Source organism: Comamonas sp. DB36 (assembly GCF_057914905.1).
Genome location: NZ_CP196633.1, coordinates 118,663 through 139,002, shown reverse-complemented (window position 1 = coordinate 139,002; position 20,340 = coordinate 118,663). Strand labels below are relative to the sequence as shown.

The following is a 20,340-nucleotide window of genomic DNA, read 5'->3' as shown; positions in this document are numbered from 1 at the left end:
CGTGACGCAGGAGCTAAAGCGTTCCGCTGACCGCGTCCGGCGCCGCGATGGTGCGCATCCATTTGACGGATTGCAGCTGCCAGCCCGGCTGCTGCTGCAGCAGCGCGATCACTCCGGGCAGGTGGGCCGCGCCATAGGTGACGTAGATTTTCTGCCGGGTATCTGCCATCAAGGCGCTGGCCAGGTGGCGGTTGCGCATGTCGAGCACCACCGCATCCAGCGGCTCGCTGACATGGTGCGAATTGGCGCGGCGCATCAATTCGGTCATGATGCCGCGGCACAGCGTGCCGGCCAGCGCCACCTGGCCCGGGCTGCCGGATTTCTGCCATTCAATGACGCGCGCCCACAGGTCGGCGCTGTCATCGGCGGAGTCCTTGGCGGCCTGCCGCTGGCGGCGCTGCATGGCCGCGGCAAACGCGGCATCGCTGGCCATGAGGCTATCGTACTGCTGCTTCATCGCGCGCGTGTCGACATCGATCGTCACATGCCGCTGCGGCCTGGCCTTGGCGTCCGCGACCAGCGGTCCCATGTAGTCGATCTGATAGCCCAGGCCGCAGATCTTTCCCAGCTGCCGGTAGTTGTCCCCCAGGTCGTGGCCGCCGCCCAGTGTGCTGTCGAACCAGCTGTCGGACTGCGGGTCGCTTTTGGCCACGCCTTCATAGGCCAGCACATAGCCGTCGGCCAGCGCCTGCTCGAGGTCATAGACCACCGACTTGTAGAAGCGTTCCAACGCCACATGCTGCATTCCCTGCAGCACCAGGGTGCGTGGGCCGTTGGTGAGCGTGACCGTGGGAACGATGGCCGGGCGTGCCTCGGTGGCAATGGCGAGGTAATAGACCGGCATGGCCAGCGCGCCGCACAGCAGACAGAAAATCGCGCCACAGCCGCGCAGCCAAGCATGGCGCCGGCGTTGCTGGCGATGCATCCAGGCCACGGGCAGGGCCAGAACGGCAGCGGCCAGCAGCAGCACGGGCAGAATCAGCCAGGATGCGCCGACCAGCACCGGCAAGCTGCCCACCAGCAGCAACAGCAAGCCGGCCCACAGCAGGGTCGAAAAACGGATCTTCCATACGGCGGCCGGCGCAGCGGGCGCCGCCTGTGCGCTGTCAGCGGTCATCTTCAGAAGCGCCGGCCGGCTCCCCAGTCGCCGTGATCGCAGCGCCCGCTGAAGCCTGGCGAGGACTTGATCTCGACGCTGCCGGTCTGCCGGTCTATCTCCACCTGCGGCCGGTTCAAGGCATTGATGCGGTAGCGCGCCGTGATGCGCTCCGGCCCCATCTGCACATCTTCGAGCGGCCACCAGCCGTCGTTGCCGCCGGAATTCAGCGGCGGAACCATCTTGCCCGTCAAATGCACCCGTCCGGTGTTGCCGCGAAAGTCGAACTGCACGCCGGTCTGGAACTGTTCCGTGCCCGATTCCATGCGCTGCATGGGTTCATAGCGCTTGCGGCGCTCATCCCACTCGTAGCCCGAATGGGACGAGTACGTCGCATGCTGGCCCTGGCCGTAGCAGACCAGCGTCAGGACCTCGGGGCTGTAGGGCTGGGGAGGCGCCTCGGCGCTGCGCCCGCCGGGTGAGCAATTCTGCGCCGGCACGCTCTGCAAGCTGGCATAGCGGCCGTCGGAGGTCGCCACCGCCACGCAGGCGCGCTGGACATCGCTCCACCAGAAAGTCCAGGACTGGTCGCGCACGCGCGTGGCGCGCACCATCTGATAGCCGCGCGCCTCCATCTGGGTTTCGCCGCCCGCGCCGCGCGCGCCCACCAGGTCGGCCAGATCCGCCGGCGCCTGGGCATGGGCCAGCGCGCTGCCCAAAACAGCCAGGCCTGCAAGGCTCCAAGTCTTCCATTGAGGTTTCGTCATCCAGCACTCCTTTGGGAAAATGTTGCCATAAACCGTTGGAGCTGCATGCCGATGTAACTTGCTGTTGCAAGTAGCCAAGGGTTGGCCTGGGCTGCGGCCGTTCTCAAATCCCCATCGTTGGGTGAAATGGCGCGAGCTCGGTGCAGGCCAGCGCGCAGCCACGACGGCCGCTAGTCCTTCGCCGCAGCGGCGGCCATCTGCGCCAAAAAGGGACCGTCCTGCGCCTGGGGACGTTCGATGAGGAAATCGTCGCGGTCCTTGCTGGCGATCCATGCGGGCGGCTTGCCCCGGCCGCTCCAGGTGGCGCCGGTCTTCTCGTCCAGATATTTGGCCGCGGCTTTCTTTTCCACCGGCTTCCAAGGGAAGACCTGCTGGACGGTGAAACCAAACTCGTTCACCAGTTGGAGGACTTCGGTCAGAGCTTGCTTGGATGCTTCCTTGCGCGCAGCGGCAATCGCGGCGTCAAGTCGTGCCTGCTCGGCCAATAGTTCCTTGAGGGGCTTGGTCATTTATTCGCTTCAATCGTGTAGTGCGCAACCGCGGCGCTTCGGACTGCATTATCAGGGTTTCTCTGGGGGGCAGAGCGAGCCGAAGACAGGTGGTTTGCACTTTTGCATCGGTCTGGCCCATGGAGCCGGCGTGCGGGCCGTTGCCGCCGCTGCGGTTTCCCGAAATGGCCAGGATGACAGGCGCCACCAGCAGTTCGTGGTTTCAGTCGCCGCGCAGGTGCAGATGGAAAGCCACTCCCTGGCCCAGCGCCAGGGTGTAGCGCCGCTGCTGGCTGCCAAGGCTCACGGTGATGTCGTAGACGCCTGCGGGCAGCGGCAGGTCGATGACGGCGGGCAGCTCATCGGCGCTGAAATAGCGGCGGCCGTCGAGGTCGGCGATGCGCAGGCTGCTGAGTGCGGGCGGCTGGCGGCGTGCAGCGGCCATGGCCCAGAGGCGCAGGCGACGCAGCACCAGGGACAGCCTTGCGCATTCATCAGCGCAGGCTGGCCTCGCATGGATGAGCAGCCTGGCCATGTCCGTGCGGGTCTGTGCGGGCGCCGCCACCACCGCGGCGTGCGGGGCATTTTGCGCGCCTGCGCGCAAGGGCTTGGGGGCGGCGAGAAACATGCGATGCACCAGGGAAAGTTCAGGCATGAACGGCGCTAGCAATCTTGCGTGTCGGCAGGGGTGGGCTGGCGCGAGCGGGCGCGCCGCAGCAGCATGGCCACCAGCAAGGCGGCGGTGGCCGAGCCCGACAGAACAGGCATGGACACAAGCATCTGTGCCAGCCCATCGACGGTTTCCACGCTCACCTGCTGGGCGTGATCGACGAGCGCCGCGACATCCACCGCATGCACGTTCTGGAGGTCGTCCAGCCTGACATCGAGCTGCTGCCAGCCGCAGCGCAGCCGGATGTTGGCGAAGATGCCACCGGCGACTGCGGCCAGCGACAGCAGGCCCAGAGGCTGCAGCAGCTGCTCGAGCAGGTGGCAACGCTCGACCGCGGGCGCCGCCTCGTATACCTGTGCGAGCAGCTCCGGGATGCGCAGGTCCGGCGACGTTGCGTTGGCATCGCCGCAGGGCGGTTTCGACCCGGACTGCACTGCGCCCGCGACGCGCGCCGCGCCCCGGATCCCTTCGCCAATGCTGTCATCTTCATTCATGCTGACTCCTTCGCGCTGAAGACGCCAAGGCGCCGGGCCCTGGCCGCTGCGCCCGCTGGCGCTCACCAGCCGTCGGCGCTTGACGTATCCCTGTCGTTGCCGCCCCAGTCGTCACCGTTGCCCATGTCAATGGAGCGCTGCTCCAGCTCTTGTGCCGCGGCGTCGCGCGCAGACCGGTCGTCGACAGCGCCAGGTTCGGACGCGCGGTAGGTCGGCAGCGGTGCGGCGCCGCCACCGCTTTCGCGCTGTCCCTCGAACAGTTTTTCTGCCAGCATGCCCGCGGCCACACCGCCGGCCACGGCCATGCCGGTGCCCCACAGGCCGTTGCCGGCCGCGGCAGGGGCGGGCGGCGCGGGCGCCGGCGCGTAGCCGCTGAAGCCGGCTGCACCCGCAGCGCCGCCCGTGGGCAGCGGGCCCGCCGCTGCAGGCATGGCCGGCGGCCATTGCGGGCGCGCCTGCTGCCTCGCGCCCAGGGCGCGCCAGGCCAGCATGGCCAGCAAGCCCGCTGCGCCGGCCCAGGCCCAGGTCGGCAGTCCGCCCCCATGGTTTGCAGGCGCGGCGCCGGCGAACTGAGCAGGCTTGTATGCAGCGGCGGCGGGGGCGGATGAAACAGTCCCTTGAGACTGCTGCCTGGCCAGCAACTGGGTGAAATTCCTGAATTTCTCGGGGTCGGTGAACGACAAGCCGGGATCGAGCTTGCGCGCCTGGGCCGCTTCTTCGGCGGCCTGGGCAAAGCGCTGGTTGTGCGCAAGAATCTCGGCATGCACATAGCGTGCCCTGGCGCTGTCGGGCTTGGCCGCGACGACCTCGCGCGTCATTTCTTCGGCGCGCGCGTAGTGGCCCTTGCCGATTTCGGACTGCACTTCGCCTATGGTCGGCAAGGCGAAAGCCGAGCATGTGAGCACTGCGAAGGACGCAGCCACCAAAAAGCGTTTCATGATGATTCCTCGAGAGCGCAACTGCCGCGGCGAATCGGTCGCATCGCCGCCTGGCACCATCGCTGGGCTCAATTCAGTGCGTGCCCATGGCCAACTGGTCCAATGCCTTGTCGAGCGCGTGCTCGGCCAGCACATGCTGATCGTGGCGCGTGAGCCAGGATGCTTCGTCCAGTGTGGCGAAAACCGGCGACGAACTCGCGATCGAAGAGGCATGCAGTTGACGGCGCGCCGCACGGATGCCGGCCACTGCCTGGTGGCTGTGGCCGCAGTAGATCTCGACACGCGCCTTGCGCAGCTCGGCAACCGCGTTGGCCGGAGCGGGTTCGGCGGCGGCAGCGGACACCGTGGGAACGTAGCCGTTTGCAGCGGCGAGAGCACCGACAAGGCGGGTGGTGGAAGTGCTGTTGAACATGATGGAACTCCTTGAAGTGCGGTGTGTGGAGTTCACTGTGGACGCCGTCCGTCCCATGAGAATGACATGCGCGCCAGGCCAGATGACATTTGCAACATTGGCGCAAAGCCGACCCCAAGCCTGGTGCAACGGTGGATGCCGCCAGGGGCGCGCGAGCGCGATCAGCGCAGCACTTCGGCCAGTGCGCGCGCCAGATCGGCGCGCTGCAGCGGCTTGGCCAGCAGCCGCGTAACGCCCGCGGCGCCGGCGCGCTGGGCGAGCAGCGCGCCGCCATAGCCGCTGACCAGCAGCACCGGCACATGCGGTGCGCACTGGCGCAGGGCCTGTGTCAGCTGGGTGCCGGTCAGGCCCGGCATCACCTCGTCGGTGATCACGGCCGCAAAGCGCTGCGGATCGTCGTTCAGCGCCTGCAAGGCAGCGCCGGGATCGCTGTAGCCCTCGGGCGCGTAGCCCAGACCCATGAGCAATTCGCTGGTCAAGGCCACGAGTTCGGGCTCGTCATCCACCACCAGCAGCCGCTGTCCGGCGCCGGCGTGCAGCTGCTGCGAAGCCGGCGTGCTGGCCGCCACGCTCTCGCTGGCTTGCGGCAGGTACAGCGTGAACTGCGCTCCATGCCCCGGTCTGCTCTGCACATCGATGGCACCGCCCAGCTCGGCGACCACGCCGAACACCACCGCCAGGCCCAGGCCGGTGCCCGATTGCGCCGCGCGGGTCGTGAAGAACGGCTCGAACAGGCGCTCCATGACATCGGGCGTGATGCCGCCGCCTTGGTCGGACACAATCAGGCGCAGGTAGCTGCCTGGCGGCAACGGGGTGTGCGACAGCACGCGCGGCTCAGCAACCTGCAGTCGCTCGAGCTGCACGCTGAGCATTCCCCCTTGCGGCATGGCCTGCATGGCATTCGTGCACAGGTTCATCACCGCTTCAAAGGCCTGCGTGGCGTCGCCGCGCAGGCAGGCGCCTGGCGCTTGCAGCACGCGTTCGAGCACGATGCCGCCGCGCAGCGACGCCGCCAGCACGCTCAGCACTTCCTCGACCACGGGTTGCAGCTCGAACACCGCCGAGGCCTTGGCACCCGCGTGGCTGAAAGTCAGGATGCGCTCGACCAGGGACTTGCCGCGCAAGGCGATCTGCAGCACCTTGTCGATGTGGCGCGCCTGGTCGCTGCCCGCGGGAGCTGCGTCCTGGGCCATCTCGCTGAAGCCGACGATGCCGGCCAGCAGGTTGTTGAAGTCATGCGCGACGCTGCCGGCCAAGGTGCCCAGCGACTCGAGCTTGGCGGCGCGGGAAATCTGCGCCTGCAGCGCGCGCTGCGCCTGGGCGCGGCGGCGCTCGGCCAACTGCACCAGATAGACGGCCGCGGCGATGATCAGCAGCAGCAGTGCCAGCGCGGCGGCGCACACGGTCGCGGCCTGGCGCCACGACGCCAAAACGGAGTCCAGATCGCGCGAGATCAGCACCTTGACGCCGTAGCGGGACACGGTGTGCAAGGCCACCAGGTTGTCGCTGCCGTCCTGGAACCGGCGCAGTTCCAGATCCGGACGCTGGGCCAGGTACCGCGCCACGGTGGCGGCGTCCAGCGTGGGTTCCAGCGCATTCACGCTCGTCAGCCGAACGCCATCGCCGCGCAGCACCCAGGCGCGCGTTGCCGTCGACGGTATGGCCGAGCTGAACGCTCCCAGCAGTGCGCTCGCCTGCATGCCCGCCACGATCCAGCCGCCGGGCGCGCTTGCCGTGGCGGGAAACCGCACGGCCATCGCAATCAGCGGGCCTTTGTCGCCAGCGCCGTCGAATGGCCGGCTCAACGCGGTCGCGCCTTCGGCCAGCGCGTCGGGCGCGGGAAGGAACACGGATAAATCGGGGGCCGGCGTGGGATCCGACGCAGCGATGGTGTGTCCGGCGTCGTCGAGCAGCCACAGGGTGTCCACCAGCGGCATCAGGCCGACCCGAATGCGCAATGCCTGCCTCGCATCGCGGCTGCGCGCTGCCATGGCCAGCGACAGCCGGCCCTCCTGCAGCTCGGCGCGCAAGGCGTGCAGACCCTCATCGGCGCCGCTCAGGCCGCGCTCTATGCCGTCGGTGAGCGTCAGGGACAGCAGGCTCAGCTCGCGCGACTGGCTTTGCACCGCGTCGCGCCGCAGGTGCCACAGACCGATGGAGGTGACGGTCGCCAGCGCCAGCCACAGGCCCAGCGCAACCCACCAGGGGCGTAGAAGATGGCGTGAACTGGCCTCGGATTCGGGTTCCATGCGCTGTGGGCGGGTCAGGCCGTGCAAGAAGGGGTCAAGGGATTGTCTATGAGAGGGGCATGGCAAAACGCTAGCGAACTGCGACCCTGCCCACCAGGCAGGCATCATGACACGCAATCATCGCCCCGTTGATGCGGCCTGCGTGCGGGCGTGGCGGCCTGAACCGCCCTGGGCTTGCGCTACCATGCGCTAAGCCCTGCTGGCTGTACCGCCAACGCTGCGTGCCCCTGCCTTTTGACAGCGCCGAGATCCATGAACACCCGTATTGACCCGCATATTCTCGTTATCGACGACGACCCCGACATCCGCCAACTGGTGGTCGAATACCTTGGCAAGAACGATATGCGGGTCAGCGCAGGGAGTTCGGGCAAGGAAATGTTCGAGGTCTTCGACCGCGAGGCGATCGATCTGGTGCTGCTGGACCTGAAGCTGCCGGGCGAGGACGGCATGCAGCTCGCGCGCCAGCTGCGCGAGCGCGCGACGGTGCCGATCGTGCTGCTCACCGGGCGCAACGAGGAGGCCGACCGCGTGATGGGCCTGGAGCTGGGCGCTGATGACTATGTCACCAAGCCCTTCAGTCCGCGCGAGCTGCTGGCGCGCCTGCGCGCCGTGCTGCGCCGCTACCAGGTGCAGGCCACGCTGCCCGAGCGCGACAACACGCGGCGCGCGTTCCGTTTCTCGGGCTGGGAGCTGAATCTGCGCACCCGGCGCCTGCTCGCTCCCGATGGCCACTCGGTGGAACTGTCCAACGGCGAATTCAGCCTGTTGAATGCGCTGTGCCGCGCGCCCCAGCGGGTTCTCACCCGTGACCAGCTGCTGTCGATGTCGCGGCTGCACGAGGCCGAGGTCTATGACCGCACCGTGGACGTGCAGATCCGCCGGCTGCGCCTGAAAATGGAGCCCGACCAGTCCAGGCCGGCACTGATCGTCACCGAACGCGGCGCGGGCTACCGCCTGGCCAGCGAGGTCGAGACGCTTTTCTGAAGCGGGGCGCTCGAGCGCCGCGGCTCAATTGCCGCGCCGCACCGCGGACCGCGCCTGGCGGCGAATGCAGTCCTTGAACGCCGCCAGCACATCGGACTGCGTGGCGCCGGCGCGCGTGACGATGCCATAGGGTTCGGCATTGGCCTGCACCTTCAAGTCGAGGCGCGCGACCGTGCCGCGGGCTTCGAAGAACTCCAGGGTTTCCAGCGACATCAGGGCCACCATTTCGGGGCTCTTGTTGAGCAGCAAGGCGGTGGCAAAGGTCGAGGCGGTCTCCACCGGCCGCAGGCCCAGCACCACGCCGTTGCTCGCGGCTTCGCGCTCGAGCAGCGTGCGCAAGGGCATGTCGCCGGGAAACAGTATCCACGGGTACTGCACCACCTGCTTCCAGCTGACACAGCGCGTCCCGCTCAAGGCATGCATGGGCGAGACCGCGACCGCGACTTCCTCGGCATGCAGCCATTCGAAATGGAAGATATCCGTGCGCTTGGCCACGGAAGTGCGGCACAGCGCCAGGTCCAGCACGCCGCTTTGCAGGCCTTCGAGCAGGTCGGCGCTGGTGCCCTCCTGCAGTTCGACCGTGACATCGGGGTGCAGCCGGTTGAAGGCAATCAAGGCATTGGCCAGCACCGCCGCCAGCGCGCCGGCAATCGTGCCCACGGCAATGCGCAGCCCCGAAGTCCTGGAGATGTTGAGCATTTCCTGGTGCATGTGCGACAGGCTGGACAGCATCAGGCGCGCATAGCGTAGCGTGCAGCAGCCCATGTCGGTCGCCACCAGCCCTTGCGGGGTGCGCGCGAACAGTGTCGCGCCGATGGCGTCCTCGATTTCCTTCAAGGCCTTGCTGACTCCCGGCTGCGACATGTGCAGCAGCGCCGCGGCCTGGTGCACCGAGCCCATGTCTTCGATCGCGATCAGCAGCTTGAGCTGCTTGAACTTGAGCCGGCCGCCCATCGCATGCAGGCTGGCCAGCTGGGGATTTTCGTGTTCGGGTTTGTCTGGAGATTCCATTGTGTTCTCTGGGCAGCCATCTGCGCATGGGTCAGCGCCGATGCGGCTTCTAAACTTCGCTCCATCCCAATGAAGCAGATGGAGACGTTATATGAAGTTGTTGCGCTACGGACCCCTGGGCTCGGAAAAACCGGGCATCCTTGACCACGAAGGTCGCCTGCGGGACATCTCCGGCCTGACCGCGGACATCGATGGCAAGTTCCTGGCCGGCCCCGCCTTGCAGGAACTGCGCGCCATGGACCTGTCCCGGCTGCCGCTGGTCGAGGGCCAGCCGCGCCTGGGCGCCTGCGTAGGCCAGATCGGCAAGTTCATCTGCATAGGCCTGAACTACGCGGACCATGCCGCCGAATCGAACATGCCGATTCCCCAGGAGCCGGTGGTGTTCAACAAGTGGACTTCGGCCGTGGTCGGGCCCAACGACGACGTGCGCATTCCGCGCGGCTCGGTCAAGACCGACTGGGAAGTCGAGCTTGGCGTGGTCATAGGCAAAACCGCCTCCTACATCGAGGAACATGAGGCCATGGACCATGTCGCGGGCTACTGCGTGGTCAACGATGTGTCCGAGCGCGCCTACCAGATCGAGCGCGGCGGCACCTGGGACAAGGGCAAGGGCTGCGACACCTTCGGCCCCACCGGCCCCTGGCTGGTGACCAGGGACGAGATTCCCGACCCCCACCAGCTCAAGCTCTGGCTGGAAGTCGACGGCCACCGCTACCAGAACGGCAGCACCGCGACCATGATCTTCAAGGTGCCGGAAATCGTCGCCTATCTGAGTCGCTTCATGACGCTCTATCCCGGAGACGTGATCTCCACCGGCACGCCCCCGGGCGTGGGCATGGGCGTCAAGCCCGAGCCGGTGTACCTGCGCGCCGGCCAGACCATGCGCCTGGGCATAGACGGCCTGGGTGAGCAGTGCCAGCGCGTGGTCGCGGCCTGAGGAGCGCCACATGAACCAATACGATTTCAGCGGAAAAGTGGCCGTGGTCACGGGCGGCGCCCAGGGCATTGGCATGTGCGTCGTGCAGCGCCTGCTCGCCGGCGGCGCCGCCGTCGCCATCTGGGACCGCGATCCCGAGGCCCTGGGCGCGGCGCGCCAGGCGCTGCAGGGCCTGGGCAGGGTGCACACCGTGGTCACGGACATCACCGACATGGCCAGCGTGGAACACGCCTCGGCCGACACCACGGCGGCGCTGGGGCCGGTGTCCATCCTGGTGAACAGCGCCGGCATTGCAGGCGCGAACGCGCCCACGGTGGACTACCCCGAGGCCGAGTGGGAGCAGGTGCTCAAGGTGAACCTGAACGGCACCTTCAACGTCAACAAGGTGCTGCTCAAGGGCATGGTGAGCCAGGGCTACGGCCGGGTGGTGAACGTCGCCTCGATTGCGGGCAAGGAAGGCAATCCCAACGCCTGCGCCTACAGCGCCTCCAAGGCCGGCGTCATTGCGCTCACCAAGAGCATAGGCAAGGAAACCGCGGGCCAGAACATCTCGGTCAACGCCATCACGCCCGCGGCCGCCAGGACCAAGATCTTCGACCAGATGTCGCAGCAGCACATCGACTACATGCTGGCCAAGATTCCGCGCGGACGCTTCGTGCTGGTCGATGAAATCGCTTCGCTGGTGGGCTGGCTGGTGAGTGCCGAGAACTCCTTCACCACCGGCGCGGTCTTCGACCTGTCCGGCGGCCGCGCCACCTACTGAACGCCCGATCCGCGACACAGCAATCCGCACGCCGCAGCATAGCGGCGCGACATACCAATAAAGGAGACAAGCTATGAGCACTGCGCTGCACATGGAAAGTGGAGTGAGCACCGGGGAAGATTCACGCGAGAAGGCGATCTACAGCAAGGTCTTCTGGCGCTTTATTCCGCTGCTGGTGATTTGCTGGGTGATGGCCTATCTGGACCGCGTGAACATCAGTTTCGCCAAGCTGCAGATGCAAAGCGAGCTGGGCTTCTCGGATGCGGTCTACGGCCTGGGGGCGAGCATCTTCTTTGTCGGCTACTTCCTGTTCGAGGTGCCAAGCAACATGATCCTGCACCGCGTGGGGGCGCGGATCTGGATCATGCGCATCATGGTGACCTGGGGCATCGCCTCGGCCTGCACCATGTTCGTCACCAGCGAGATGGGTTTCTATTTCATCCGCTTCCTGGTGGGGGCGCTGGAGGCCGGCTTCGTGCCGGGCGCGCTGTACTACTTCACCAAGTGGTTTCCGTCCAAGCGCCGCGGCCGCATCAACACCATCTTCATGTCGGGCATCGCCTTTTGCGGCGTCATCGGCGGGCCGATCTCGGGCGGCATCATGAAGTTCACCGACGGCGCCATGGGCCTGCACGGCTGGCAATGGCTGTTCCTGCTCGAAGGCCTGCCGTCCATCGTGCTGGGCATCATTGTCTGGTTCCACCTGGACGATGAAATCAAGGATGCCAAGTGGCTCAATGCCAGCGACAGGAAGTTCTGGAGCGACATGGTCAACCGCGACGCCAAGGAGGCCAGCGCCCACCATTTCGGCGCCGCCCTGCGCGAGCCCGCCACCTATACCCTGTCGCTGATCTACATGTGCCTGGCCGGCGGCATCTACGGCCTGGTGTTCTGGATGCCCCAGCTGATCAAGACCGCAGGCACGCAGGACACCTTCACCATCGGCCTGATCTCGTCGATTCCCTACCTGGTGGCCGGCGTGGTGATGATTCTGCTGGGCCGGAGCTCCGACCGCACGGGCGAGCGCCGCTGGCACCTGGCACTGACCGCCTTGCTCGGCGGCGCGGGTTACTTCATCTGCGGCATGTACAGCGAGCACACGACGGCGCTGCTGGTGGGCCTGACCATTGCCGCCACGGGAGTGATCTCGGCCATAGGCCTGTTCTGGGTGTTCCCGCAGCGCTTTCTGACGGGCATGGCCGCGGCCGCGGGCATCGCGCTGATCAACTCCATAGGCCAGCTCGGCGGACTGATCAGCCCCTACATGGTGGGCAAGGTCAAGGATGTGACCGGCAGCGCCTCGATGGGACTGTATGCGCTGGCCGCGGCCCTGGTGGTCAGCGCCGTCATCATTGCCTGGTGCCTGCCGCGGCGCTATTACGTGCGCACCGCGGTCTGATCGGGAAATTTCCCATGCAAGCGGCCATTTCCGGCCGCTTGCGCGCCGGGCGGCATGCGCCAGCCGGGCCGCGGATAAACCCAGAGGCACAGAACTGTATAAAAAGACATAGACTTTGGATTTGACCGCTACCCTCAATTCCAGACATGTCCGCAGAAACCGAGAATGAAGACCTCTCCATCTTCGAAGACCGCCTTTGGCACCACAAGGGCTGGGAAGCCCGCGTCATCAAGAATGAAGACGATGATGGCTGGGCGGTATCGATGACCCAGGACGGCCAGGCGGAGCCCGCGCTGGTCGGCCCCTGGACCATGGGACGCGACAAGAAGAGTCCCAAGCCACTCGACGTCGCGGCCTTCAACACGCTGGTGAAGACCGCCAGCGAAATCATCCGCCGGCATGAGCAGCATCAGGAAGCGATGTTGCACAAGGAGATCGAGATCGACGTTCGCGGCCAGCGCGTGACCGTGGCGCTCGATATCGAGCCCGATGAGGACAACCCCTCGGCGACGCTCACGGCCACCGCGGCCGACGGCAGCCAGCTGGCCCGGGTGCGCGTGCGGCCTGACCATGGGCTCACCCGCGCGTCCGCGCAGCGCTGGGCGGACGCAGGCTATCCACGCGCGCGCGAGGACTGAAAGCGCCCAGCGCGACAACGAGATGGCTTTGGCTGCGCGCACAGCGGCGCCTTGTCCGACCTCGTAAGCCTTGGGCACAGCGTAATTTCCAGGCTCGGGCTGGGTTCGGTGCCAAGCACTGCCAGCCCGGTTGCCGCGAAATGCAACGCATCTTTTCAGAAAGCCGCCCATGCCCCAGCCGTTTGAAGCCACTGACGTGCTCCAACACCAAACCATCTCCGACCTGAGCTTTTCCTGGGACCAAAGCCTTGCGGCCTGCAGCGTCCGCGCCGTGAACCGGGCCAGCGGCCAATCCACCAGCACCCTCTGGATCTATCCGGCCAATGGCAGCGCTCCGTGGCAGATGACCAGCGGCACCGCGTTCGACCACCAGCCGCGCTGGTCGCCCGATGGCCAGCTGCTGGCTTTTCTGTCCGACCGGTCCGGACCCACTCAACTGTTCCTGATCGCGCGCAATGGCGGCGAGGCGCGCCAGCTCGGCAGCCTCGAAGGCAGCGTCAGCGATTTCGAGTGGAACCCCGATGGCCGCGGGCTGCTGGTGCTGGTGTCGCTGCGCGTGGACCCCAATCTGCGCGGCGCGCGCGCCGCGCCCCAGGCCGCCAGCCCGCCCGGAAACGGCCCGCAGGTGATCTGGAAGCTGCCGTACAAAGACGACGGCCTGGGCTACAAGCTCGACAGTGAAACCCATCTGTTCTCGGTCGATGTCGACAGCGGTCGGGCCACGCAGCTCACCGATGGCGCTTTCAATGTGAACAGCGCCCGGCTTTCGCCCGATGGCCGGCGCATTGTCTATGCGCGTTCGCGGGAAGGCGATGCCTCGCACCGCAGTGACGTCTGGCTCATGGACGTGGATGGCAGCAACGCCCGACAGTTGACGTCGCAACAGGCGCAGGTGTTGTTTCCCGTCTGGTCCCCCGATGGCCGTTGGCTGGTGTTTTCGGGCACGCTGGAAGAGGGCGATGCGCTGGTGCGGCTGTGGTGCATTGCGCTGGATTCGGGCGCGGTGCAGCCGCTGGGCGATGATTCCATTGAAATTGCCGGGGAAGCCACCAGCGTGCAGTTCGCGGGCAAGGACAGCGGCCGGGTGCGCGCGCTGCTTGCGCGCCGCGGCGTGCATGCGCTGGCCGAGATCAGCGTGCCCGAAGGCGAGATCCGCTGGCTGGTGCAGGGCGAGCGCCAGCTGTCGCAGCTGGGCGTCTCCAGCGAGCACCTGGTCTACACCGCCGAAACTCCGGTGCACCCCATGGAGCTGTACTGCTGCAGCCACGATGGTTCCGGGGAAAGACGCCTCAGCGATCTCAACCCCTGGTGGCGCGAGCGCCCGCAGGCGACGTACCAGCGCCACGCGTTCGAGGTTCCCGATGGCCAGGGCGGCAGCGAGCGTGTCGACGGCTGGCTGATACGCCCCGAAGGCGCCCAGGGCGCGACGCCCTTGCTGCTCGATGTGCACGGCGGTCCGGCCAGCTTCGCGCTGTTTGCCTATGGTCCTTCGGCCTACTGGGCGATGCTGTGGTCCCAGGGCTGGTCCATCCTGGCGCTCAATCCCGTGGGCTCCTCAAGTTATGGCCGGCAGTTCAGCGAGCGCCTGCGCGGCCATTGGGGCGAGCTGGACCTGCCCCAGCAGCTGGCGGCGGTGCAGTCCCTGCAGCACGCGGGGCTGGCCAGCCAGAAGCTGGCGATTGCCGGTAAATCCTACGGCGGCTTCATGTCGTGCTGGGCCGTGGGCCACACCCATGTGTTCCAGGCGGCCGTGCCCATGGCTGCGCTGTCGCAGCTCGACAGCCACTGGGGCAGCTCGGACAGCGGCTACTACACCGATCACTACGCCATGCAAGGCGAGGGCGAGGCGGCGCGCGAACGCATGCGTGCGCACTCGCCGGTGGAATACCTGCGGTCCACCACGACGCCCACGCTGCTGCTGCACGGCCACGAGGACGAACGCTGCCCGCGCAGCCAGGCCGAAGCCGCGTTTGTCGCGCTGCGCCGCGGCGGCAATCCGGCCAGCGAACTGGTGCTGTATCCCGGCGAAGGCCATAGATTCACCAGCCAGGGCCTGCCCGGCCATCGCGTCGATGTGATGCAGCGGGTGGTCGACTGGATCACACGCTGGACAAGCTGAGGCGCCGGCCGCGCTGTCGAGATGCTCTGGATCGGCCCCGTGAGCGTGCACCGCGCCCTGCATGGTTTTTTCCCTTTGGCGAGTGCTTTGCGGCCTTGACCACTTCCCAGCAAGACCTGTTTTGAGCGCGCGCACCTGAACGCCGGTGTCGCCGGCGAATTCGCCGGCCGCGGCAAGCGAGCGGCTTGGGCTACATTCGGCACATGGGCAACAAGGGGCAGATCCGGGGTCTTGCCGGAATCTTTCAATGAACATCGGTCACAGTCTCAAGGCCTGGGCCCAGCGGATCAAGCGCGACGGCCTGACGCTGTGGTTTGCGGCCAGGCATCCCGATGCGCCCTGGTACGCCAAGGCGTTAGGCCTTTTTGTCGTTGCCTATGCGCTCAGCCCCATCGATCTGATACCGGATTTCATTCCTGTGCTGGGCTATGTGGACGACGTGCTGTTGCTGCCGGCGCTCATCTGGCTGACCGTGGCCCTCCTGCCGGCAGCGGTGCTGGCGCAATGCCGCGCGCAAGCCAATGCCTGGATCATTGAAAACGGCAGCCGGCCCAGCAGCAAGGCCGGGGCCGTGATGATTGTCGTGCTGTGGATTGCCCTGGGCATCGCCGCATGGCTGTGGCTGGCCCCGCGCCACCCTGGCTGAAGCGGCCCGGGATCTGGCCCGGGCCGAGGCGCTGCCGCGGTCAGCAGCCTGGCGCTCCAATCAAGGCGCGGCCGGAACGTCGACCACGAACGGTACGGTCCGCACCTGGTTGCCGCCCTTGAACTGTATCCACAGCGCATACCGGCCGGCGCGCGGCGGCGTGGCATGCAGCATCATCTTGGCCGCGGCGGCCGCCGTGGGAGCGCCATGTGAGGCGTGTGCGCCGTGGCCGGCCTTGCCGCTGTCGGCCGCCATGGCGTGGGCATGGACATAGCCGAGGTCCGCGGTGTTCACGAACACCGCATGCGCTGGAACGCCCAGATAGAGGCCCAGGTCCGTTGCCGGCTTGCCGTTCTTGAGCACCGTCAACGTCATCATGCTTTCACGCCCTGCGCGCAGGGCCGAGGCATCGAGCTTGACGGAATAGGGGCCGTCCGAGCCTTGGGCGGCGCTTGGCTTCAACTGGGGCACGGCGTTCGCAGCGGCTGCACCCGTTACCGGAACTTCAAAGCGCACGACCTGCTGGCCCAGGCCCTTTGGCATGGCGTCGGCATAGACGTGGTAGGTGCCCGGCTTGGGAAAGCGCATCACTACGCTGAAGCGACCGTCGGCGCCAGGCTTGCCCCCATGCTCGTGCACGAAGCTGGTGAAATTGCTGTCGGTTGCCAGCACGTGCAGCTGCTGCGTCAGTTCTTCCTCGAACTCGGTGATGGGACGGCCGGTCGCCTTGTCGGTGAAAGCGATCAGCAGCTCGCGGGTCAGCGGGCCGCTCTCGCGCAGCACCAGCTCGGCGCTGACCTTTTCATTCACGCCGGGAAGGGCGAAGACGCTCTTGAGCGGGGTCTGCGCCAGTGCGGCGCTGCCTGACAGCGTTGCGCCTACCAACAGCATTTGCTTGATGTTCATGGTTTGTTCTCCTGGATCAATTGACCGCCGCATCGGGCTGCGGCTTGTCCGGGTACCCGGCCGCGTGCAGCACGCCGAGGAAGGCGCTCCTGTCCAGGGCGCTGTGCACCCGGGCTGCGCGCGTGGGCGGATCGGTTTCAATCAGGGCCTGGGGGTCTACGCTCGACAGCGCCTTGGTGACCGACTTGGCGCAGCCGCCGCAGCTCATGGCGGGAATGTGGAAGCGATGCATGGGAATTTCCTGGTTGGTTGCTGTACCGGACTAATGTGGGAGTTGCCAACGTGGCAAGGTCAAGCCCTTTGTGTGCAAGCTGGGCCACCTGGGCAAGACCTGGGCACGAAGGGAAGTGCCGGCGGCGATTGCCGTCATGGCGGCGTTTCCACAGGCGTGCGGCTGCGCGCCGAGGCGGGTGTGTCGACACCGAACAGCGGCGCGCGGTGGGCGGGCCGCGCCAGCGGGTCCGCGGCTGCCGTGGGCCTGGGCTCGGCCAGATCCTCGAGGATGGGGCAGTCCGGGCGGTCGTTGCCGTGGCAGTGGTCGGCCAGATGGGCCAGCGTCTGCGCCATCGATTGCAGCTCGGCGATTTTTGCGTTCAGTCCGGCAACATGCCGCAGCGCCATGGCCTTGACATGGGCGCTGGCGCGGTCGCGGTCCTGCCACAGCACCAGCAGCTCCGAGATCTGTTCGACGGAAAACCCCAGATCACGCGCGCGGCGTATGAAGCGCAGGCTGTGCGTGTCGGCCACACTGTAATTGCGGTAACCCGCATCGGAGCGGCTGGCCTTGGGGATCAGGCCAATCTGTTCGTAATAGCGAATCATCTTTGCCGAGACGCCGCAGCGCTCTGCTGCCTGACCGATATTCATGATTTTCTCCTGGTGGTGGCCGACAGCCGCAAGCGCCGTGGCCGGGCTGCGCGCCCCGGTTCATTGCGGCGTAAAGAACACATCGGCATGCATGTCCTGCGAGCGCAGACCGCGGACGGCACCGATGCGCAGCGCCGCCTCGACCATGGCCGGCGGGCCGGCAACATAGGCCTTCCAGCCATCCAGATCCTGCAGGTCCTGGGCCACGGCATCGGTCACCAGGCCGCGCCGCCAGCGGGTCGGCGCCGGCGCCTCGGAAAGCACAGGCGTGAAGCTCATGTGGGGGTGCTGCCGCGCCAGCGCCTGGAAATGCGCGACCAGATAGAGATCGCGCTCGCCGCGTGCGCCGAAATAGACATGAATGGGCTGCTGCATGCCCGCGGCAATGGCGGCTTCGACAATCGCCTTGATAGGCGCCAGGCCGGAACCCCCGGCAATGCACAGAATCGGCCCCGCATGCTGCTCGCGCAGGTAGGCCGAGCCAAACGGCGCTTCGACCGCCACCGGATCGCCGGGCTGCAGAAATTGGTGGACACGCGCGCTCGTGGCCCCGCCCGGCACCTCGCGGATATGGAATTCAAGCACCGGCGCGCCTGAGCGGCTGGCCATGGAGTAGTCGCGCTCGGCAGCGCCGGGAAAGGTCAGCCGCGCGTACTGGCCGGCGGCAAAGCACAGTGCATCGGCCCCCTCGGTGGCCAGCTGGACAATGCGGATGTCGTGGGTGGCGTCGCTGATGGCGCTCACGCGGGCGATCAACTGGCGGCGCGGGTGGGCGGGCGGGTCTTCGTCCCCGCCTAGCCAGGCAACGCAGGCATCGGTGGTCGGGACTGCGCGGCAGGCGAGGATCAGCCCCTGGGCCTTTTCCTCGGGCGACAGTGCAAAGCGGCTGTGTTCCAGCAGCTCGACCTGGCCTTGGACCAGGCGCGACTTGCAGGCGCCGCAGCGCCCTGAGCGGCAGCCGTGCGGATAGGCTATGCCCTCGGCCAGCGCGGCGTCCAGCATGGTGACGCCCTGCGCCACCGCGATGCTGCGCCCGGCCTGGCGTATTTCCACCTGCCGTGTCATTGCGTGCTCTTATCGGCCGCAGCCGGGCCCAGGCCCAGGGCGTGCACCAGGCCAGGCTTTTGCGCGGCAAACGTGCCGTAGAAGACCTGGTCCTGCACCAGGGTGATGGGCGCCACCCGCACACCGGTGCGTGCCTTGGCCTGCGCCATGATCTCGGGGTCGGTGAGGTCGCGTTCCTCGAAAGCAATTGCCTCGCGTGCCAGCCAGTCCTTGAGCAGGCGGCAGTCGGGGCAGGTGGGTGTCGTGTAGACAATGACCTGGGGATGAGATGTGTTGTTCATGAAGTGTTGCTCCATCGGATAGGGGTGATTCGCCAGGCGCTGCCTGCGCCGGAACGACGCTTGGCGTGACGCTGGCCGCCGAAAGCAAAGCTTGGGGGCTGACATCGTGTGAAGGTCAAGGCCCGGGTGAAATCTGCGTTGCCAGGCTGGCGCTTGACGTGCCGTCGGCGCCGCCGCAGTCTTGCCGGGTCCAGGCGCAAAGCTCCCAGCCGCCGCCCAGTGCCTTGTAGATGCTGACCACGGCCAGGCGTTGCTGGGTGCGGGCAATGGCCAGCGCGCGCCGGCTGGCGAAGTCGGCGCGCTCGGCTTCCAGCACTTCCAGATAAAGGCCTTCGCCCTGCGCAAATCGCACGCGCGCCAGGCGCGCCGCTTCGCGGTGGGCGGCCGACTCCCGCAGGCGCAGGCCCAGCGTGCTGCCCGCGGCGCCATAGGCCTTGAAGGCATCGTCGGTTTCCTGCAGGGCGCGGGCCACGGTCTGGTCGTAGTGGATCAATGCCTCCTTGGCGCGGGCCTCGCTGGCCGCGATGCGCGCGCGCACCCGCCCGGTATCGAGAAAAGACCAGCGCATGACCGGGCTGATGAAGGCCGACAGCGCTGCCCCGCCACTGAGCGTGCTGAGACTGCCGGCCACCAGCCCGATCGAGCCCTGCACCTGGACTTCGGGGTAGAGTCCGGCGGTCTCCACCCCAATGCCGGCCGTGGCCGCGGCCAGGCTGCGTTCGGCCGCTACGATGTCGGAGCGGCGCGAGAGCAGGGCGGCGGGATCGCCCACGGCAATCGTTCGAACGCGCAAGGCGTCGGCGCCGGGTGTGCCCGCGGGCAGGCGCAATCCGTGCGGGGTTTCGCCCAGCAGCACGGCCAGGGCGTTGGCCGAGGCCGCGCGCCGGCGTTCGAGTTCGGGCAGGGCCACCTCGACGCTGCGCAAGGCCGCCTCGGCCCGCAGCCGGTCGAATTCGCTGGCCGAGCCGGCGTCCACCAGCGCCTCGACCAGGCGCAGGCCGTCGATCTGGCTTTGGCGGATGTCGGCGACGACAGCGTGTTCGGCCTCGATACCGTGCAGCTCGAACCAGGTGGCGGCCACCGCCGCGGCGACGCCGGCCTGCACGCCGCGCAGCAGCGCCGCGCGCGAACCCGCTTGCGCCTCGGCCGCCTCCACCGAGCGCTGCACCCGGCCAAACAGATCGATTTCCCATGCGGCGTCGACGGCGCCGCGGTAGCTGTCGACCCGGCGCGGCTGGCCGGCCGGCTTCTGGCTTTCACTGCGGCGGCGGTTGTCGTAGTCCAGCGCGACCCCCCCGCTGGGCAGGAATCCCTGGCGGTTTTCCCTCAGCAGGGCGCTGGCCTGCGCCAGCCGCGCCGCCGCAAGGCCGATGTCATGGTTTGCCGCCAGCGCGCGCTCGACCAGGCCGGCCAGCGCGGGATCGTCAAAGCCGCGCCACCAGGCCAACTCGACCGCCCCCGCGCTCAGCCCGATGGAGGAATCTTCGAAGCTGGCGGGAAACTGCGATGCGTGCAGTGCCGCCAGCGCGGGCGGCACGTACTCCGGGCCGACTGCGCACCCGGCCAGCAGCAGCGCAGGCAGCAAAACGGCTATATAGGAATTTCTCATC

General features: G+C 67.3%; 22 protein-coding genes. 7 read left to right on the top strand and 15 right to left on the bottom strand.

Annotated features, from left to right (window positions below; all coding sequences use genetic code 11):
* Nucleotides 1–13: 13 nt before the first annotated feature.
* The 8 genes from ACSVDO_RS25090 to ACSVDO_RS25055 form a co-directional block, all read right to left on the bottom strand.
* Entirely contained in the window at nucleotides 14–1,117 is a 1,104-nt protein-coding gene (locus ACSVDO_RS25090) for a hypothetical protein (RefSeq protein WP_489597785.1), read from the bottom strand.
* Nucleotides 1,118–1,119: 2 nt separating this feature from the next.
* A complete protein-coding gene (locus tag ACSVDO_RS25085; protein WP_489597784.1) occupies nucleotides 1,120–1,863 on the bottom strand; it encodes a hypothetical protein in 744 nt (247 codons plus the stop codon).
* Nucleotides 1,864–2,033: 170 nt separating this feature from the next.
* Complete coding sequence (locus ACSVDO_RS25080; protein WP_332537518.1) at nucleotides 2,034–2,372, bottom strand: H-NS histone family protein; 339 nt, start codon at nucleotides 2,370–2,372, stop codon at nucleotides 2,034–2,036.
* Between the two features lie 202 nt (nucleotides 2,373–2,574).
* Entirely contained in the window at nucleotides 2,575–3,006 is a 432-nt protein-coding gene (locus tag ACSVDO_RS25075) for a hypothetical protein (RefSeq protein ID WP_489597783.1), read from the bottom strand.
* 8 nt (nucleotides 3,007–3,014) lie between these two features.
* A complete protein-coding gene (locus tag ACSVDO_RS25070) occupies nucleotides 3,015–3,515 on the bottom strand; it encodes a hypothetical protein (RefSeq protein ID WP_332548280.1) in 501 nt (166 codons plus the stop codon).
* A 62-nt stretch (nucleotides 3,516–3,577) separates the two neighbouring features.
* On the bottom strand, nucleotides 3,578–4,453 hold the full coding sequence (locus ACSVDO_RS25065; protein ID WP_489597782.1) for a tetratricopeptide repeat protein: 876 nt from the start codon (nucleotides 4,451–4,453) through the stop codon (nucleotides 3,578–3,580).
* A gap of 73 nt (nucleotides 4,454–4,526) precedes the next feature.
* Nucleotides 4,527–4,865: a hypothetical protein gene (locus ACSVDO_RS25060; protein WP_489597781.1), complete on the bottom strand. Its 339-nt coding sequence runs from the start codon at nucleotides 4,863–4,865 to the stop codon at nucleotides 4,527–4,529.
* 161 nt (nucleotides 4,866–5,026) lie between these two features.
* Nucleotides 5,027–7,114 (bottom strand): ATP-binding protein, encoded by a 2,088-nt coding sequence (locus ACSVDO_RS25055; protein WP_489597780.1) that lies wholly within the window; start codon nucleotides 7,112–7,114, stop codon nucleotides 5,027–5,029.
* 252 nt (nucleotides 7,115–7,366) lie between these two features.
* On the opposite strand from ACSVDO_RS25055, the gene ACSVDO_RS25050 reads away from it, so the two are divergent.
* Nucleotides 7,367–8,098, top strand: coding sequence for a response regulator transcription factor (locus tag ACSVDO_RS25050; RefSeq protein WP_332537512.1), 732 nt, complete (start codon nucleotides 7,367–7,369; stop codon nucleotides 8,096–8,098).
* Between the two features lie 24 nt (nucleotides 8,099–8,122).
* Here the strand turns inward: ACSVDO_RS25050 and ACSVDO_RS25045 are convergent, their stop codons facing one another.
* Entirely contained in the window at nucleotides 8,123–9,109 is a 987-nt protein-coding gene (locus ACSVDO_RS25045) for a LysR family transcriptional regulator (protein WP_332537511.1), read from the bottom strand.
* Nucleotides 9,110–9,200: 91 nt separating this feature from the next.
* On the opposite strand from ACSVDO_RS25045, the gene ACSVDO_RS25040 reads away from it, so the two are divergent.
* From ACSVDO_RS25040 to ACSVDO_RS25015, 6 genes are all read left to right on the top strand, one after another.
* Nucleotides 9,201–10,046 (top strand): fumarylacetoacetate hydrolase family protein, encoded by an 846-nt coding sequence (locus ACSVDO_RS25040; protein ID WP_489597779.1) that lies wholly within the window; start codon nucleotides 9,201–9,203, stop codon nucleotides 10,044–10,046.
* Nucleotides 10,047–10,056: 10 nt separating this feature from the next.
* Entirely contained in the window at nucleotides 10,057–10,809 is a 753-nt protein-coding gene (locus ACSVDO_RS25035) for an SDR family NAD(P)-dependent oxidoreductase (RefSeq protein WP_489597778.1), read from the top strand.
* Between the two features lie 73 nt (nucleotides 10,810–10,882).
* The gene (locus ACSVDO_RS25030) at nucleotides 10,883–12,208 is read left to right on the top strand and encodes an MFS transporter (RefSeq protein ID WP_489597777.1); all 1,326 of its coding nucleotides are present in this window, start codon (nucleotides 10,883–10,885) and stop codon (nucleotides 12,206–12,208) included.
* A 146-nt stretch (nucleotides 12,209–12,354) separates the two neighbouring features.
* Nucleotides 12,355–12,846 (top strand): hypothetical protein, encoded by a 492-nt coding sequence (locus ACSVDO_RS25025; RefSeq protein ID WP_332537508.1) that lies wholly within the window; start codon nucleotides 12,355–12,357, stop codon nucleotides 12,844–12,846.
* A 196-nt stretch (nucleotides 12,847–13,042) separates the two neighbouring features.
* Entirely contained in the window at nucleotides 13,043–14,965 is a 1,923-nt protein-coding gene (locus tag ACSVDO_RS25020; protein ID WP_489597776.1) for a S9 family peptidase, read from the top strand.
* A gap of 247 nt (nucleotides 14,966–15,212) precedes the next feature.
* Complete coding sequence (locus ACSVDO_RS25015) at nucleotides 15,213–15,611, top strand: YkvA family protein (protein WP_489597775.1); 399 nt, start codon at nucleotides 15,213–15,215, stop codon at nucleotides 15,609–15,611.
* 60 nt (nucleotides 15,612–15,671) lie between these two features.
* Here ACSVDO_RS25015 and ACSVDO_RS25010 read toward each other — a convergent pair whose 3' ends face one another.
* The 6 genes from ACSVDO_RS25010 to ACSVDO_RS24985 form a co-directional block, all read right to left on the bottom strand.
* A complete protein-coding gene (locus ACSVDO_RS25010; RefSeq protein ID WP_489597774.1) occupies nucleotides 15,672–16,517 on the bottom strand; it encodes a DUF8832 domain-containing protein in 846 nt (281 codons plus the stop codon).
* A gap of 16 nt (nucleotides 16,518–16,533) precedes the next feature.
* Entirely contained in the window at nucleotides 16,534–16,749 is a 216-nt protein-coding gene (locus tag ACSVDO_RS25005) for a heavy-metal-associated domain-containing protein (protein ID WP_489597773.1), read from the bottom strand.
* 134 nt (nucleotides 16,750–16,883) lie between these two features.
* Nucleotides 16,884–17,384 carry a Cu(I)-responsive transcriptional regulator gene (gene cueR, locus ACSVDO_RS25000; protein WP_489597772.1) on the bottom strand — a complete coding sequence of 167 codons (501 nt, stop codon included), beginning with the start codon at nucleotides 17,382–17,384 and terminating at the stop codon, nucleotides 16,884–16,886.
* A 60-nt stretch (nucleotides 17,385–17,444) separates the two neighbouring features.
* Nucleotides 17,445–18,449: a 2Fe-2S iron-sulfur cluster-binding protein gene (locus ACSVDO_RS24995; RefSeq protein WP_489597771.1), complete on the bottom strand. Its 1,005-nt coding sequence runs from the start codon at nucleotides 18,447–18,449 to the stop codon at nucleotides 17,445–17,447.
* Nucleotides 18,446–18,730, bottom strand: a complete 285-nt coding sequence (locus ACSVDO_RS24990) for a glutaredoxin family protein (protein ID WP_489597770.1) — start codon at nucleotides 18,728–18,730, stop codon at nucleotides 18,446–18,448. Before ACSVDO_RS24990 ends, ACSVDO_RS24995 begins: the two co-directional genes overlap by 4 nt.
* 115 nt (nucleotides 18,731–18,845) lie before the next feature.
* On the bottom strand, nucleotides 18,846–20,339 hold the full coding sequence (locus tag ACSVDO_RS24985) for an efflux transporter outer membrane subunit (protein WP_489597769.1): 1,494 nt from the start codon (nucleotides 20,337–20,339) through the stop codon (nucleotides 18,846–18,848).
* Between the last annotated feature and the right edge of the window lies 1 nt (nucleotide 20,340).